The sequence below is a fragment of the Acaryochloris marina MBIC11017 genome, from assembly GCF_000018105.1.
GTDB lineage: Bacteria > Cyanobacteriota > Cyanobacteriia > Thermosynechococcales > Thermosynechococcaceae > Acaryochloris > Acaryochloris marina.
The window spans coordinates 60,161-76,588 of the sequence record NC_009929.1 but is presented as its reverse complement, the minus strand read 5'-3'; the positions used below and the strand labels follow the sequence as shown (position 1 = coordinate 76,588).

Below are 16,428 nucleotides of genomic sequence, written 5' to 3'. Positions count from 1 at the left end.
ATTAGTGAGTTCATCAAGTATTTCCCAGGGATTACTTCAACTTTAAATATATTTTGAAACTTATTGAGCCTAGAATAACCAAAGGGTTTAACAGCTTCACCCAGGCCAAAAATCTAAGTTATTATAGGTATACATATTTATTTCTTAGAGAATCCGACAAATACATTCTCTACTAAAATAAATCTAAAGTATCCTGTGGAAGATTTATAAAACAGGTGGAGATTTTTCATTAAGACGTGGTTGATGAACCCTTACTGCACAGTTTTCAACTCTGTTCAACAGGCGCTTTGGAAATTTTTGCCACTCTAATCTTGCTTTAGTTGGGTCTATACCTTCTGCAAGCATACGCTTGAGAACCTTATGCCCATCTTTCCATCTATTTTTGAGATTCGTTGTTTGGCCGACATATATAATTTCATCTTCCGCAGTCACAACAAAATATATACCGCAGATTTCAGGTAGAGGATCAAGGTTGATTAAAGACTTCGCCGTTGTAAATCTCATATTCCCCCACCAACAAGACGATCTTTCCCTTGAGCAATTTTTTTGAGCCGTACGCGCTCTTTTATAGTTGCTATCTGCTCTTCTGTCTGTTGATAGGAGTTGCCGACAGCCCGGCCAACTCGATGCATACTCTGTTTAATTACCTTAGCCGATGCCTTCAAGTCGATACATTTAGTAAGACTCTCTAGTAATTCAATCCACGTTTTCTTGAAGCGGAAATCCTTACCACTGGCTATTGATTTATATTCTTTCTTTAATTGAATTGTAGAAGTAACATTCAGTAAGACAAAAACCTCTGACTTCAATTCTTTGATTTTCTTCATAGACTTATTCCAATTTTTTTAGGTCTCGAATAAGTCCTTCACGCTTGAAAAGCTCAATAACCTCAGAACTTTCCCAGTCAGTTAATTTCGCCCAAGCCTCAGCTAATTTGTTTGTCCCTCGCTGTTTTAGAACTATGTTTACCCGTTCTCTGATGACACTAAGATCATCTTCATGGTTAACAGTGTCATCAATCAGGTAGAGCTTGCAACGCTGTAAGTTATTCTCATTACGATACGTGTTTCTACTATTATTCGCTCTGATTAATGACTTTTGAAGAGTAGACTCCACAGCGTTACCGACTGACTGTCTGATCAGTTGAATAATATCAAATAGGTTATTGGTCTGAGCGGCTTCAATAATATCTTGAAAATCACTCTCCAGCTCAAAGTATTTCTCTAACGTGATCTCATGCTCAGTCCTTAAAACAGCCATAACCACTTCAGCAGAAGCAGCAGAGCACCACTTGACCTGCTTATCGCTAATATAGCCATTCTGAGACTGTTTAATTAAATCTATAGCCTCCTCGTAATTAGTAACATTGTGGCGATAGTGATTAAAAAGCTGAGCGCTAGTGGCATCCTGTAGCGGTATCTCTTCAAGAACCTTTTTCCCTTGTGCATCTCTGACCAACTCACCCGCAAGGTCTCTCTTCTCAACTAAAACCTTATAAAGTAAAGGAGCACATGCAATTTTGACAATTCTACGAATATTGTTTCGCTTCGTATAATCTGTATTTGGTCTTTCAGTGGGACTAGGCATCGTTTTTTCGGTCGAACGAAGCTAATTGACCTTCTCAAAAAAGGTTTAGCCATATACATAGTGTACCCAAGGCCATACCAAGATATCTTTGAAGAGATAAAAGTCTCAAGTATGTTGCAACCACTAGCACACTAGCATTTGCTTATTCAACCAAGAGAATCGATAAGAAATTCCTAGTGTGAAGTCCTTGATTCCCAATATCAGGGGATTTATACTAATTACATCGAAAAGGTTCCTGATAACCCTTGAAATCAGCGAGAAGGCATCTCGATAAACGCCCGCCCCTCAGAGCGTTAGACGAGGCCCGAATGCGGACCATCCGCAACACTACAAAAATGGAGTATTAAACAATGAGATACACACTATCCGCTCTAAAGAGTGCAGTTCTTGCCGCAGCTACTGCCTCTAGCAAGCCAGGTTTTGAAGGCGAGTTTGCCACCTCTGCCCAATTACGAAAGGCCGTTTCCGCTAAGTGGCCCGATGATACCAACGATGCCCGTACCCGTGGCTACTGGCTTGGACTGGCAACCTACTTCGACATCGACAATCAACCCTGGAAGGATGCCAAGGCCACCAAGACCAAGCTCAGTGATATCAAAACCGAAGTTCTTGCTCACTATGAGGTAAGCGATACCAATGCACTCAAGGCCAAGCTGAAGGACTGGGGAATTTCCCACGACAAGCTCAGCACCCGGAAGGCTTGGGAGGAGTTGCTAGCGGGCTGCAAGGCCAGTCGGAAGGGTCAGGTGATTGAGCTGCCAGCCGATCCGCTGGGGATGGTGGCGTAAGTAACAGAGAATACAAGGAAAACCTCTGGCTGCAATGGTCAGGGGTTTGACATGTATTGCCTTACTCACTAAAAATCAGAAAGTTTGAGGAGGGAATGGCTAATTCATGAAATCTGGCTAACTAATCCTGACAGATTTATAGGAGACTATTGGTAGTATTGAATTAATTATGGGAGTGAACTTAAAGAATAAGTAGGTGTTAGGATAATTCATTAGCGAATAAAGAAAATTAACCTAACAAAATCAAAAGTTAACATCTCGTAAGCTAAGGCATCAATAAGTCAATAGCTACGATCAATTAGCTTGCTTGTTCGTAGGCTTGGGTACTACCTGCATACATACCAATTACTCTAGGAATTATCAAAATCCATGTATATAAAGGCTCTACTCTTCCTGTCCTCAAGGTAAGTATTATGGAAGGAATAAGAGACAGTATTATATTAACGGCCTTGAAAAATATATTCCTAGATAAATTTTCTGATTTTAAATTAGAAAAGTAGAAAATTACTACAATAGAGCAGCCAAATAGATAGGAAAAACTTGCTACCTTTCTTGTCAAATTACTTGATCTATTTTTTGCAAAAAATGATACAAATCTACCAACAATATCACCTAGACCAATTAAAGCAAACATTTGGATTATCCCAATTAATATCTGCAAAATAGTATTTATATGCAGAAAGTATAATCGACTAGTGTAAGGAACAATTAAGTCGGTCAAAACTAATAATATGTAAAATCCTATAAATGTTATAATTGCTCCCATTAATCCTGCAACAAAGAGTCTAATTTTGAATAACATATCAAATGATTAATTACTTTAAAAAATATGTTTAAGGAGTATTCTATCATCTCATCATTGCTAATGTTAAAGCAGCGTATTTTAGGCACCATACTTCATATTTATAGTGAATTTTAGTTATTTTACCTATCAACATATTTCGAAGTTTTCTATTTTAATTTTTTTGTCAGATACATTTATAAATTCATTATTAATTTTACTATCTCTTACGATCAAGTTTAGATTGTACAATATCATTCAAATTACTGGGATGAAGTGTTAAGCTAGGCAGTTTGAGGGATCTAATTTTTATATTAGGATCTAAAATTATTTTCCTATTGAAGCTCAAGGGTAAGCACCAGAAAAACGAAGCTATATTATGACTTTTAAAACTACAATGCAATAAAAAAGTTATATTCACAAGACTTTTGGGGTATGTTTGTAATTTCTGAATTGGGCAGCCTACGTACAATTCATTTGCTGAGGATACTAGCGAACATCATAGTCCAACAAGTGGATAACTCACAAAATAATCCAGTAATAGATTTACTAAACAAAAATCCAACGATTAGGTGGGGCGTTGCAGGATTTGCTGTTATAGCTGTGGCTACAACAGCTATCGCTATTTGGACAGGCAATCTAGATACAATCATCGTCTTTGCTCAAAAGTACCTCGTTCGCAAGAAACCTGAAATCACAGAAGCGCAACGACAAAAAGTACGAGAAGAACTAATTGAGATCTTGCTCAAGCAAGTTGTTGAGCGTTTGGAAGACTCTCTCTACAACAAAATTCGTATTGACATTAAGAGGGAAGAGCAACGGCAACGGGTTGGGCAGGGAAATTTAATACCTGCTCAAGAAGAAGAAACTGAACAAATAACCGTAAATTTTATCAGACGCACATTCCAGCGTTTCCTAGAATCCACACCACCCAAAGCTGTAAGTACCAGCAAATCTACTCAAGAACTCTATAAACAGGAGAGTATTAAAGGACGTTTGTTGATCTTAGGAGAACCGGGGTCTGGTAAGACAAATGAACTGTTAGCTCTAGCTAGAGATTTACTGAGCCAAGCACAGCAATCACTTGATAAACCTATTCCCGTAATCTTTCAACTATCCGAATGGAAAGCAGAACAGGATTTTGCTGATTGGCTAGCTCAGCAATTGTTTGAGAAGTATAGTGTCCCTTTCGTTGTTTCGAAGCACTGGATGAGACATCATCAGTTACTTCCATTGCTGGATGGCTTAGACGAACTGAGAAGGGTAGATGTGCATAAATTTGAAGGTTACGAGCAAACAAAAATGAAATCCTTAATTAGGGGTTTCAGACACCAGCAATTTTGGATTCCCTCAGCAGTTAGGAAGGTATTTGCGTCGTTTCAAATTTTCTTCCATAAAAACCGTCAAATTCGTGCAGTAGCGAGTGATGAGATCACACCTGAAGTTCTAGACCAACAATGGATAGCAAAACAGATTCAATGCGTACGGGAAATCAATGCCTTTCTAACTAGATTCGCTTTACCCCTGGTTGTGTGTTGTCGGCGCAAGGAATATGAAGCACTTGAACAACAAGGGGAATATCTAAAGCAATTGAATGGAGCAATTTACTTACAGGCACTAGAAGATGATCAGATTCATGACTATCTCCATAAGCTAAAGCTCCCGGAACGAAAGCGAGATTCATTATGGGAAGCACTTCAAAGCCAGCCTGAACTCATGAAACTAGCTCATTCACCATTATTTCTACTTATTTTAGTGGTTGCGTATAAAGGGCAAAACATAAGTAGTACAGAAGAATTACTAGATGAATATATCCATAAACAACTCTATGATTTGAACCTTCGAGGAGCATACCCCAAAGGAAAGGCTCCCACTCCAAAGCAAACACATCACTATCTAAGTTGGTTAGCAAGCAAACTAGATTTTGAAGGATCAGCAGAGTTTCTAATTGAGAAATTGCAACCTTCATGGTTGGATACTTCCAAAGCTTATAATCAGTATTGCTGGATGTTCAGACTGATTGGTGGGTTGATTGGCGGGTTGATTTATGGGCTGATTCACAAGTTGAGTAGCGGGCTGAGTAGCGGTCTGATTTTCGGGCTGAGTAGCGGGCTGATTTTCGGACTATTTGGCGGACTGACTCATATCACAACATCAGAAAAGCTCAGCTTCTCTTGGGGTGCTTTCTATCGAAGCGGACTGGGCAGCGTGCTGATTTTCGGACTATTTGGCGGGTTGAGTAGCGGATTAAGTAGCGGGCTTTTCGGCGGGTTGAGTTGTGGGCTGATTTTTGGGCTAATTAGCGGAATAACAGCTTCTCAAATTGATGCTCGGGATAAAACAAATGCTAATCAAGGGATTAAAGACTCTATCAGCAATGGACTGATTGTTTGGCTAATTTTCGGGCTGATTAGTGGGGTAGTTGGCGGGCTATTTAACGAGCTGACTGGAGGGTTGATTGTAGGGCTGACTGGAGGGCTGACTGGAGGGTTGATTTTCGGCTTAAATGCAGCATGTAAACACCTATCTTTGCGAATAGCCCTTTATCACTCAGGGGTCGCTCCTTGGAACTACGCAAGATTCCTCGACCATGCCGAAAACCAACGATTCATTCAGCGGACTGGTGGTCGATACCGCTTTGTCCATGACTTGCTACGAAAACGATTTGCTGCCACCTTGAAAGAGAATTAGACGAGGTTCAACTATATCTTCCCCACACTAAGTAGATCAATCAGAGCTATGCAGCAACCCATATTCACCCGACAGCTCCCCTGCTAACGAAAGGTCTGGGACAGACATGCTGGTGACAACTAAATCAGCAGCAGACCTTGACGAGTGCTTTCTATTTCCACCCTCTCGGAAGGACAGTTTACTATTGGTTATTCTTATAATGCCTTCAGTGAAAAGCTTTTCAGCTTGAGCATTCAAATAAACGATAAGTCATAAGTTTTTTGAGTTACCTCATCCAAAGAAATTTATAAGTAAAGATAAACAATGACGCTCATTTAATCTGATAGCCTTTCTTAAAATTTCAAACCATTTTGCTTTGAATTCAGTTAGGATAAATCAATAGAATCAGAAGATATATCAATAGATAAAATATTATCAATTGATGGTGTTTCTAAGTTTTCAGATGCTTTATAAATGAATTGTTGAAAACTAAGTAAATTCATGTCAATAATTTGCTGGTTTGAGTATGAAGCAAATTTATCTTTTAACTCATGAATTTTATTGAGAATATTCCTGTTAAAAGCATAGATTTTACTAAGATGTTGTTCATAAAGCTTAACTTCATAATCATTTCTTGTTGCCATAAGTCTGTGAATAGCTCGAGCGTATTTTACAAGTGATATTACTAATGTATATAGTGCTACAGCTTCACCTTTTAGTGTTAAAGGGAGATATTCTTCATACTCTAGTTCTGGCAGATATGAAAAAGTAGATTCTGGTAGTTCTTGAATGGTCAAAGAATGGGTAATACTTACTAATTCAAGTAAATTTAGATCTTCACCACTACCTAGAATATTAAGTAGTGAAAGGGAGCTAATATGATATCCATTTCTTGGTGGTAAAAACAATTTTTCTTTGTAAACAGGAATTAGGCAGAAGAAATCTGCAATATTACTTATTTTTAAAATAGCTTCGAGTACTGATCTGAGAACTTCAAGATAATTCAATGGATTATGGACAGAGAAAGCAAGAGAGAAATACCTATTTATGTAATCATGTTTTTCATCATACAGATTATATACATCTGATGATAAAACTGTATCGATACCAATATCTTTTAAGAAATTAGATACTTCAGTTGTTTTATTAGTTAAAATCTGAACTTGATATTCTCTTGATTTTTGTAATTCTTTTTCTATTTCATTAATTAGAAAAATTTTAAATGAAAAACATGCCTGCAACAAATCTTCTAGAGTACTATAAGCAGACTTCTCAATTGAGTTCAACGATTTTATATTGAAGTAATCAGGACAAGATTCAAATAGCGTATCAAATTCATGGTGTAGCTTTGGTAAATAATAATTAGCAAATAGGAATGAATTTAATATAATATCTTTTGTGTTATTTATACTTTCTGGATTTAATAAAGAGTCACGCATTTTATAAAAAAATGTATGAAAACTTTGATATAACTTATTTGTATAACTATCTTTTTTCAAGATAGTTTGTAAGGAACATGGTAGTAATGAACTAATTATCTCGGAACTATCATCATAGCTAGATGGAAAGTTATCGAGTGCTTTATCTAAAGTTATAAAAACTTCTATATTTGAGGTATGATTTTTTATTTTTGGATCCGAGCCATGAGTAAGAAGACTACGAAAAAATTTTGATAAATACTTGACAAATTCAATTGCATCGGTTCTGATGAGATTCCATGCCTTTTGAAAATCATAATAACTATCGGGTATGAAGTTTGAATAGGCAACTTCATGCCAAGTATTAACTTTAGTACCATCTGAACTATAAGGTAGTAAATCCTTATTCACATTTTTATCTGTATCATTAAATAATGGTGTTTTTATCGACAACCAGATTCCATGTGATTGATATTGTTTACAAAAAGGAATTGCTGAACGAAATCTCCTTAGTCGTGAATTTGTTTCTTCATACCCACTCGGATCATCAGAATTCAAATCAACTAAGAATTCGAAATATAATTCATCATCAAATAATTCAAGCGATAAACAGTCAAGATTAAGCTTCAAATATCCAATAATAGAGTCATAATTCTGATTAAACCAATCACAATATTTTTTGGAATCATAGCGATAAAATCCTTGAGAAAATATACAAAATTCATCTATTGATAATTCAAAAATTATTTGTGTCGATGAAATATTTGATAATAATTCATGCCAATTAAGTAATGTAACTTCTGCTAATGCTGACCAGTCTAAAATCTTACCTAACTGGGCAAAATTATTTTGAGCACCTGTAATTGAAATTTTATCTTGAATTTGCTGCAAGAATTCTCTGCATAACTCTATACCTCTTAATGAGTTATCAAAGTTTGACGAGATAGACTGAATATCTTCTAAGGCAGCTATATTATTAGCTAAGCTATCTAAAGAATTATCTAGCTTTTCATTTTTGATAATTGGTGATGAATATATGACTAGAAATTGTGGACCTCTTGTTCCTTGTAATTCATATGATTGCTCAAAAAGATGTTTATTTTTCTGAAAACATAGTCTTTCTCCACCTTCATAAATTCCCTCTAAATACTCAAGAAAAGGGCGTTGCTCAATGACGGGATGAATTAATTGGATTGCGTCAGGATAACCTCATGACTATTTCAAACATCATGAGGAATCTGTATGAAGTGTCCTGAGTGTGGTGGTCAACATATCCATAAGAATGGGCATCGTCGAGGTAAACAAAATCATATCTGTGTGACCTGTGGACGACAGTTTCTTTCAACTTACTCAAAGCGTGGCTACAGTGATTGGACGAAACGACTCTGCCTGAGAATGTATGTCAATGGAATGGGGTTGAAGGGTATCGAACGAGTCATAGGCGTTGCTCATACCACTGTGATTCATTGGGTTCAACAAGTTGGAGTTCTATTACCCGATGCTTATGACCCCGACGATATCCCACAGGTCGGAGAATTAGATGAACTCGAAACCTTTGTGGGCAAAAAACGCAATAAGGTCTGGATTTGGACTGTGGTGGATCATTTTCACCCCGGCATTCTAGGCTGGGTTGTGGGTGACCATAGTGCTGAGACCTTTCGACCGTTATGGCAAGCAATCGTCTGTTGGCAATGTTTTTTCTGGGTCAGTGATGGCAATCCCGTCTATCCAGGCTTTATCCCAGAGGGTGACCAGATTGTTAGCAAGACCTACATGACACGAGTAGAGGGAGAAAATACTCGTTTACGACATTACTTGGCACGGCTCCATCGCAAGACTTTATGTTATTCAAAGTCGGTGGACATGCTCAAGCATTCAATTCGACTATTGATCCACTATCTCAAGTTTGGGGAAGTACCTATTCCTGCGTGAGTCATCCCGTCATTGAGCAACGCCAAGAAAAGTCATTAAGTCTTCATTTGAGACTAATTGTGATAATCCAGTAATAAACTCATTCAGATTAAGATCATTTATGCATAATGATTTTGCAATATATCTTTTACGATCAATATCTAAGACTGAGTTTATTGTCTTTAGTAAGGTGTCTACTATATTTGGATATCCTTCGTGAAGAATCGAAGTCAAGTGATTTGAACGAACCCAGTGTAAACCTCTTAGTATTCCTGTCTCTTCTAGTGCTATATACTCATCAACCAGTGATTTAAGAAGTTGTTGAGGGTCTGAGCTTAGGGAAATGTCCTTGATTAATCTACTTGCAACTACAGGCGTTCCGAGAGTATCGGCCAGTGCAACTCTTCTTAGAATTTCAATTTTTGCAGGGTCTTCTTTATGGTCTTGAATCTGCTGAATTTGATCTCTGAGCCTGTCTTCAATCATGCGCCCATGAGTAAGTAGATATGTATATTCAATTAGAAGTTTAGGTGTACCAATTTTTTCATATGCCCATTCAGGAGACGTAGCGTTTGAATGTACATAATTCTCTGCTTTTAATGTCGAATATATCTGCTTTGCTTCTGCTAAATCTAAAGTTGGCTCAATGACTTCCCAGTTCGTTATATCCCTTCTAGCAAATCTAAACCAATCTTCATGTCTAACCGACATTAGAACATATATGCCCAGTGATACACATTCTCGAACTATTTGAGGCCATTTTCTGGCTCGAAACCCAGCATCATCAATAAGCAAGAGAATTGGTAAGCCTAAGCTATCTATAAATCTAATATATTTACATACTGCCTCTGCTTGTTCATCAGTTTCAGCAACTCTTAGAATATAAATCTCTTCATGCCTCCAGTATTCGTAAGCATACCTGTAAAGTAGTGCAGATTTTCCTTGACCACTGGAAGATTTGAGTACACAAATTTTAGTTTTATATATTGCAGTGTCAATTTTTTCCAGCCAGCGTATTCTCCTTACATCAACACCAGCTGATATTTGACCAGGTCTTGTACCTTTGCCTTCAAAAAAATCTGACTGTTTATCATCTATATTCCAAGATATCCTGTCAATCAATCCTCTTCCATAAGCTTGATGTTCTTCACTTGCAATATGGTCACCAATTGATACTCTGATTAACTCTATATCTTTTTTTGAAATAGTTACTCTTTCTTGTGCCCAGTAAAGAAACTTACTAACTAGAACAGCTAAGTATGTGTCTACTAGATTGCTACCTAATTGAAAATCGTTCGTTAGCCCTATTTTTATCTCCTCATAAATTTCTTTCTCTGGTAAATTCTTAATACCTATTTTTTCAAAAAGTAATTCAGCCTCATTTCTTGAAGCTCCAACATCAGAACATAATTTTATGAATTTATTCTTGATTCCTTCATATTCATTAGAGTTAAGTTTATCTTTCTTGGATAACTTCAAAACATCCGATTTAAATGTAGAGTTTAAAACTATTGAAAAAAGCGAATTAGGACTTTCACTTAGAACTATTAAGAAGTTTTTAACTGGTTCTTTTAGCTTCGCCCAATTCCATGAGTTTTTAGATGTTTTAATTTGTATATACTCATTATTTAAGTTGATTTTTAGACAATCTAAATCTTCAATACCTTCTAATCTAATGGAGCTAAATGAGCATTGTGTATTATAGAGTTCTAATCCTCTAAGTATAGAATATAGGATTTGGTATCTAATACCATTAATATTATATGCTCCCCCGCATCTACTTTTTAGAATTGCATCAAGACGGATCTCTAAATCTATTTGTTTTGTGTCTAGAGGGTTATTGTCTTTCTGTTTTTTGAATTTTTTCTTTTTATGATTATTTCTCATTTATGATTAAATTTTACTCTATGGCAGCATCAAGAGGATTTGCAAGAATATTTTTCCAAATTTCTCATAAAAATAAATTAACTCATTCCTCAGAAGAGATGCTAAATTTTCATAATATAAATGTATTCTAATTATGAAAATTTAGCATCTCTATTTTAGCTTCCTTCCAATGCAGATCCCTATAAGGTGCACCAAAGATTCCTGGCTTATTTATCTTCACTTTTGCTTCATTCCGTTCATCAAGGTTTAGATATTCTATAGGAATATCTAGAACAAAGTTAACCTTTACTGCTTGTTCATGCCACTTTTTAAATCCTTCAGGATACAGAACCTTCTTTTGTTTCTGGAGCCTTTCATTGTGACTCCAACCACCTTCGATAGCTTTTTTAAGCCAACCCACCAGGACTCTTGATATCACTTGTTTCTAGAGCTGTTATCAAGGCTTCAATGGCCTCGACAACAGTTTCTTCATGCGCAACTTCCATTGTCTTGCGTAGCGTATTCGTTAATTTAATCCCAAGTGTTTCTAGCTCAGTTTTAATCTGCACAGAAAAGTTATCCTTTCTAACATCACTTTTGTGCACAGGCTGGTTTCTAATTGGTAAGTTGACCACCTTTTCTTGAGTTACTTTCCGCGCAGCCAGCAACTCTCGATTCTGAGAACGTAGTAATTCAACCTCATCCTCAAGATCTACAATTTTTGAAACTTGGGCAAGCGGCTCTTTATTGATCTGACGATGTTTATCCAGTTCTTGCTGCAAGGTCTTTGCCCTAGTGCAGGTGATTGGTTTCTCCAGCAACCGCTTGCTTGACACAGATGCCCAAGGTACAAGGCCAGGTGAAAGCTTGCACCTTAGCTGGGGTTAACTACTCGTGAGAACCTGATCGGACGATCTACTGTTTTCGCATTGGCAATTCGCCTCTAGCTCAATTTCTTGACTGGGATCAACAAAGCTCTGCAATAAAGCTTCTCTGGTGGTTCCTCGTAATGCAGCATAAGTAGTGCCAATGCAAGCCACCAAAGACTCCCCCATAATCCTTACTCCATACTCCTCCCCAAGGATCTCAGCACGTCGATTAATGGTAGATTGCACCTCTTCAACCGTTAGTTTGTCTGGATGTCGAAAATCCAAATTATGGGTATAGGGATACTCTTTAATCCCAGCAGTCGCTGCCACCAGCTCATTGAATCTTTGGTCCTGGGTAATACCCTGAACAGGCTCTAATGAATCGCCATAGCTGTAGCTCGTGCCATTCTGGGTTTCGACACCCACGGTCACAGTAAACTCTTCAGAGCCAATCCTGATCGGCAATTCTAGATTTTTTGTCTGGTCGTCGGTGTAAACCTTGCCCACACTGACATAGGATTCAGGAAGGCGACCGCTTTGGTCGATCTTGCCACCTCTAAATTTTGACGGCTTGAAAGGAATACCCTTTACTGCGTCGTTGCGGATCTTATATCTAGAAACATCTACTTCCAGGGCATAGCAATGATTTACCTCGTCGATCAGCTTCCCAGCAATTGATGAATCACCATACTCTTCGCCAAGTTTATATGCCCGACTTTCGACGAATCGCTTCAAATCATCTCCAGAGTCCAAACATTGGACATTACTAAAATCCGGGTATTTTACATAGGGGTAATCGATCATCCCAGATGAGATAGCAACCAGCTCCTTGAAACGTGGATCTTTTGCAATCGACTCGACAACGGATAAATCAACTTCATAGTATGACTTAAACCCACCTCGATAGGATTCAAAACCAATTTTCACACCAACAACCACATCTCGAATCGTCATTCTGAGTTGCCGAATTTGGGTTTCGCCTTCACCGTCGATCAACTCCACAGTTAGATGATTTTCCAGATCCTCTTGAATACACTCAGGAGACTGGTCTTCGTTGAATGACTCAGTTACCACCTCCTCTTTGTCATGCGCCTTCTCACCCAGCTCCTGAATTTCTAACGCTATTATTGCTTTAGCATCCCGACCTTGGCAGTAAAGTTGAGCGCCAATAACTAGACTAGGGGTGTCCCATTCATCTATTGGGACAAGCTCCCATTCATCGCGATCACGCAGATCTCCAGACCTGATATCAAAAACGGATGAACTGAGAAAGACCTTAACCTCATCCTTGCGGATAGGGGTACGCTGTTCATCACCATATGGATCGATGTAGAGGAGCTTGAGAAGGTTGCAATATTCCTCATAGAGAGCAAGGGCATAGCAGGACTCCCCAAACTCTTCAGCCTCTGATTGGCTGTTGAACAAATTAAACGCTACTTCAATGACATAATCACCACAATCCCAGCCAGTCACTGACTCATGCTGAGAATTCCAAGGATACTGGGGCAACCTATTAACGTTGAGGCGACCTTCCATGATTGCCATTAGCTCGGGATAAAACCCCCAGCGGAATCTTGACAGATTCAGCCACAGATACCAGCTCTTATTTCCTACCTTAATATCAGGATCTCTTGGCCCTTGCCAGATGTACAGCAGGTCTATCTCTATCGCTGAATCATCATACTCACAAATCTCATAGCCAAAGAATTTGACCAGTAAGTGACAGACAGATTCTGGCAGTGGCTCAATATCATTAATCTCGTAATGATCATAGCCTTCATTGATTATGTAGTAGGCATCAAGCTTTGCTTGGGTATGGGTTCTGGTTGTTTTGACACAGGTCAGATTACTTTTAAGGTAGCTAGCCTCATGGGTGATCCAGAAAACGTTTTGAGTGGATTTGATGATGGGAACAGAAGGCGTTTTAGTTACTTGAGTGTCAGCTAGCCCTTTAATCTGCTGAGTGTTATTCGCTAACTGCTCTAAGGTAATAGCACCTTCCGCGATTGGTGTTTCCTGAAGGTTTTTTTCAAAATCTCTCTCTGCCCACTGCTTTAGCTCATGTAGCTCAACCTGAAGCTCTTCTCTCTGTCCTGGAGTAGTCTTGTCCTCTATTTGCAAAGGCTCTTGCAAAAATCCATCATAAGGGCTGGGGTTTTCAGCGACAACGTGAATGATTCGCTCATCATCTTTGAAAATATTCAAGCTTTGATCGGTGGTTGTCACAGAGTACCCATTACCCAATGCCAGCTCAGTAAAACCAACATCGAAGTCTCCATATTGATCAGCAGCTCCGTATAAGGATTGATAAAGATCGATGTTTGGCTGTTGGTTTGATTGGGGTATTTCCTGAATATTAGGCAGCAGCTCAACACCAGATGCTTTCACATCCAGCTCTGGCAAGGTTTGCTGCAACTCATCTTGGGGTACACGATCAATTCCCAATAATCCATCGTAGGAGTGGTTCTTGTGGTCTCCCCGATCCTCCATCACCTTCAATCGCATATCCTCAAGCAACCGAACCCCTCGTTCCGCGAGGCCATATTCAGTAGCGACAAGAAGCAGGTGGGATTCTATTCTTTCCTTGGCTACCTCTGGATATACCCCTTGCATATTGTTCAGTTCAGGGTAGTAATGGTAGTGAGCAGGGGCGCTGACTGAAGCAGTTGCCAGTTCACGAAAGCGAGAATCTTGAATCATCTTCTCAATCGCGCCCAGGTTCCCATAATCCGTGACGACTGCGGCCCGATCCTCGTCTGATTGGAAGGTATCACCCGGTTCACCACCAAGTGGCATCGAGTGATAGTCATCTTCCCAATTAAATTCCAGTGCCCACTCCCCCCTGCACGTAACCGATGATCTGAAGTCATTAGTCCGAGGCTCGACTGAATTACCTGCTGCAATCTGATACCCATAGTCTGGCTTGTATCCCCGAGAGTTCAGTACTGAAGCTGACATGTCTTGGAGGATATTTTGCATCTGGTGAGGCTCTAGCTCATACTCTGGGGCTAAGCAAGCAGCCTCAGCTAGAATGAAATCCTCAATCTGTCGAGGACTCAAATTGGTTAAATTTGCATGGTGGGGATAATTCAGGTGGGCATTTGTCTCACCAGTTGCCAGAGCAACCAGCTCATCAAAACGATGATCACGAATCAGTCTGTCAATCTTATCTGGGTCGCCATGCCTAACCAGGTCGAGTCCCAGGTAATGCCTGTTCCCTTTATCCTCGAACCGAAAATTTAAATGCCTTGACTCACTTCGGTCCTGACTCACCCAGCCGCTCAACTCTGTAGGTATAGTTGGCCCTTCAATGCCAATATCGCCAATAAGCTTGGTCACAGCTTCGTAATGCTGTGGAGTCATCTGAATATCATCTGATCGATACCAACTATCTGTAGAGCTTTCCTGGTCGCTGAAGTCAAAAGTGTGGGAGCTGTAAATGTTCCAGGCATCCTCGCCCATTCGAGCTGTAATCGTAAAACGATCACCCCAGTGATGGACTTCCAAATCAAACGAATATCCAGGGGCAGAGATATAGGTACTGCGATTAATCGGCTTGGTGTCTAGGAATGCCTTCAATGCGTCTGGGGTATCGCTCGAATTATCCTCGCTCCAGCCAGGAACAATGGTCAGTGTTTCGTCTTTTGTTGCAGTCATAGTTTTTACTCCAGCAGTTAAGTAATACAGAATCTCTGTGGATTCTGAAAATTAGTAAGTTGGCACTCTATGGGCTAGGTAACTCAGATTCCACGCGGAGACTGAAATGATTAGGTAATACAGATTCCTTAGAGAATCTATAAATTTGTCGTTTCCTTATTTACTCGCTCTCTGGTCGTTCGGACGGTATCGCGGATACGATCGCAACTCCGCATCATGCCTGCAAATGCCTCCAGAACCCGCTTCTCTGTGGGGCTAGCAGTCTGCCCGGAAGGGTTAACCTCAGTTGGTTCTGGCGGGTTGTCGGTCATAGCTTAAGAGTTCAGTTTCCAGATGGAATCTGAAAAGTGGGGTGATTTCAGGTGTGAAGTCGGAATTGGTGCAAAACTAAAAAATCTAGCACCTCACTTCAGGAGCAAAATCCAAGCGATAATCCCTAAGACCCAACCGATGGGGCCTGCGAGGAGCAGTAAGGGGGTAATCAGGATCAGAAGAACTATCAGACAGCCTTTCATTAGATAACCTCCATAAAGTAGTTTCAGGTGTAAGTTCTGGGGATGGGTATCAGAGGTTTCGAACGCCAAATCTGGCACCAGATAATCCCCAGTTCAGTGATTCGATAGCAATACCGCTCTCCGGGAATTTGCTCTCCATACTGAGCCGTCATGCTGGGACGATTGAGGTTATAGAAAGCGGTCAGCGAAGACACGTCGTAGTAACCCTCTTGCAATCCAAATAAAATCAATCTGTCCCTCAGTCTCATCCCTTGAGGTTTTTTTTCTGTGGCTAGGTTTGAAGTCTGAGATGGATTCATGAGTTGTCCTCTAGATTGATTTAAGTCGTTGAGCAACTTTTCCAGTGCTTCTAGTAACAACTCTCCC

Annotated in this window: 14 protein-coding genes; 3 read left to right on the top strand and 11 right to left on the bottom strand. The window is 39.4% G+C overall.

Features of this window, described 5'->3' with window-relative positions; translation table 11 throughout:
- Positions 1-204: 204 nt before the first annotated feature.
- From AM1_RS33795 to AM1_RS33785, 3 genes are read right to left on the bottom strand one after another with little or no spacing between them, the layout of a single operon-like run.
- A complete protein-coding gene (locus AM1_RS33795) occupies positions 205-504 on the bottom strand; it encodes a GIY-YIG nuclease family protein (RefSeq protein ID WP_012167786.1) in 300 nt (99 codons plus the stop codon).
- Positions 501-827 (bottom strand): hypothetical protein, encoded by a 327-nt coding sequence (locus tag AM1_RS33790; RefSeq protein WP_012167787.1) that lies wholly within the window; start codon positions 825-827, stop codon positions 501-503. The genes AM1_RS33795 and AM1_RS33790 overlap by 4 nt, the downstream gene beginning before the upstream one ends.
- Positions 828-831: 4 nt before the next feature.
- On the bottom strand, positions 832-1,587 hold the full coding sequence (locus AM1_RS33785) for a hypothetical protein (RefSeq protein ID WP_012167788.1): 756 nt from the start codon (positions 1,585-1,587) through the stop codon (positions 832-834).
- A gap of 350 nt (positions 1,588-1,937) precedes the next feature.
- Between AM1_RS33785 and AM1_RS42670 the strand changes: the two genes are divergently transcribed.
- Entirely contained in the window at positions 1,938-2,375 is a 438-nt protein-coding gene (locus AM1_RS42670; RefSeq protein ID WP_012167789.1) for a hypothetical protein, read from the top strand.
- Between the two features lie 298 nt (positions 2,376-2,673).
- On the opposite strand, the gene AM1_RS33775 is transcribed toward AM1_RS42670, so the two are convergent.
- Positions 2,674-3,009, bottom strand: a complete 336-nt coding sequence (locus tag AM1_RS33775) for a hypothetical protein (protein WP_012167790.1) — start codon at positions 3,007-3,009, stop codon at positions 2,674-2,676.
- Positions 3,010-3,669: 660 nt separating this feature from the next.
- Here AM1_RS33775 and AM1_RS43725 point away from each other — a divergent pair.
- Positions 3,670-5,847, top strand: a complete 2,178-nt coding sequence (locus AM1_RS43725; RefSeq protein ID WP_238549383.1) for an NACHT domain-containing protein — start codon at positions 3,670-3,672, stop codon at positions 5,845-5,847.
- Between the two features lie 365 nt (positions 5,848-6,212).
- On the opposite strand, the gene AM1_RS33765 is transcribed toward AM1_RS43725, so the two are convergent.
- Complete coding sequence (locus AM1_RS33765; protein WP_012167794.1) at positions 6,213-8,135, bottom strand: hypothetical protein; 1,923 nt, start codon at positions 8,133-8,135, stop codon at positions 6,213-6,215.
- A gap of 351 nt (positions 8,136-8,486) precedes the next feature.
- Between AM1_RS33765 and AM1_RS33760 the strand changes: the two genes are divergently transcribed.
- Positions 8,487-9,176: an IS1-like element ISAcma4 family transposase gene (locus AM1_RS33760; protein ID WP_012166116.1), complete on the top strand. Its 690-nt coding sequence runs from the start codon at positions 8,487-8,489 to the stop codon at positions 9,174-9,176.
- Between the two features lie 9 nt (positions 9,177-9,185).
- Here AM1_RS33760 and AM1_RS33755 read toward each other — a convergent pair whose 3' ends face one another.
- The 6 genes from AM1_RS33755 to AM1_RS33735 form a co-directional block, all read right to left on the bottom strand.
- Entirely contained in the window at positions 9,186-11,042 is a 1,857-nt protein-coding gene (locus AM1_RS33755) for a dsDNA nuclease domain-containing protein (RefSeq protein WP_012167795.1), read from the bottom strand.
- Positions 11,043-11,169: 127 nt separating this feature from the next.
- Positions 11,170-11,442 carry a hypothetical protein gene (locus tag AM1_RS33750; RefSeq protein ID WP_012167796.1) on the bottom strand — a complete coding sequence of 91 codons (273 nt, stop codon included), beginning with the start codon at positions 11,440-11,442 and terminating at the stop codon, positions 11,170-11,172.
- The gene (locus AM1_RS33745; protein WP_041661387.1) at positions 11,429-11,803 is read right to left on the bottom strand and encodes a hypothetical protein; all 375 of its coding nucleotides are present in this window, start codon (positions 11,801-11,803) and stop codon (positions 11,429-11,431) included. Before AM1_RS33745 ends, AM1_RS33750 begins: the two co-directional genes overlap by 14 nt.
- Before the next feature lie 102 nt (positions 11,804-11,905).
- Positions 11,906-15,547, bottom strand: coding sequence for a hypothetical protein (locus AM1_RS43720; RefSeq protein ID WP_012167798.1), 3,642 nt, complete (start codon positions 15,545-15,547; stop codon positions 11,906-11,908).
- 137 nt (positions 15,548-15,684) lie between these two features.
- Positions 15,685-15,858, bottom strand: a complete 174-nt coding sequence (locus tag AM1_RS42665) for a hypothetical protein (protein WP_012167799.1) — start codon at positions 15,856-15,858, stop codon at positions 15,685-15,687.
- 227 nt (positions 15,859-16,085) lie between these two features.
- Complete coding sequence (locus AM1_RS33735; protein WP_148216077.1) at positions 16,086-16,361, bottom strand: hypothetical protein; 276 nt, start codon at positions 16,359-16,361, stop codon at positions 16,086-16,088.
- Positions 16,362-16,428: the final 67 nt, after the last annotated feature.

Excerpts from the sequence above, each read along its gene's own strand:
- AM1_RS33785 (WP_012167788.1), bottom strand. The coding sequence starts at position 1,587 with ATGCCTAGTCCCACTGAAAGACCAAATACAGATTATACGAAGCGAAAC.
- AM1_RS43720 (WP_012167798.1), bottom strand. The coding sequence starts at position 15,547 with ATGACTGCAACAAAAGACGAAACACTGACCATTGTTCCTGGCTGGAGC.
- AM1_RS33755 (WP_012167795.1), bottom strand. The coding sequence starts at position 11,042 with ATGAGAAATAATCATAAAAAGAAAAAATTCAAAAAACAGAAAGACAAT.
- AM1_RS33775 (WP_012167790.1), bottom strand. The coding sequence starts at position 3,009 with ATGTTTGCTTTAATTGGTCTAGGTGATATTGTTGGTAGATTTGTATCA.
- AM1_RS33790 (WP_012167787.1), bottom strand. The coding sequence starts at position 827 with ATGAAGAAAATCAAAGAATTGAAGTCAGAGGTTTTTGTCTTACTGAAT.
- AM1_RS33735 (WP_148216077.1), bottom strand. The coding sequence starts at position 16,361 with ATGAATCCATCTCAGACTTCAAACCTAGCCACAGAAAAAAAACCTCAA.
- AM1_RS33795 (WP_012167786.1), bottom strand. The coding sequence starts at position 504 with ATGAGATTTACAACGGCGAAGTCTTTAATCAACCTTGATCCTCTACCT.
- AM1_RS33760 (WP_012166116.1), top strand. The coding sequence starts at position 8,487 with ATGAAGTGTCCTGAGTGTGGTGGTCAACATATCCATAAGAATGGGCAT.
- AM1_RS42670 (WP_012167789.1), top strand. The coding sequence starts at position 1,938 with ATGAGATACACACTATCCGCTCTAAAGAGTGCAGTTCTTGCCGCAGCT.
- AM1_RS42665 (WP_012167799.1), bottom strand. The coding sequence starts at position 15,858 with ATGACCGACAACCCGCCAGAACCAACTGAGGTTAACCCTTCCGGGCAG.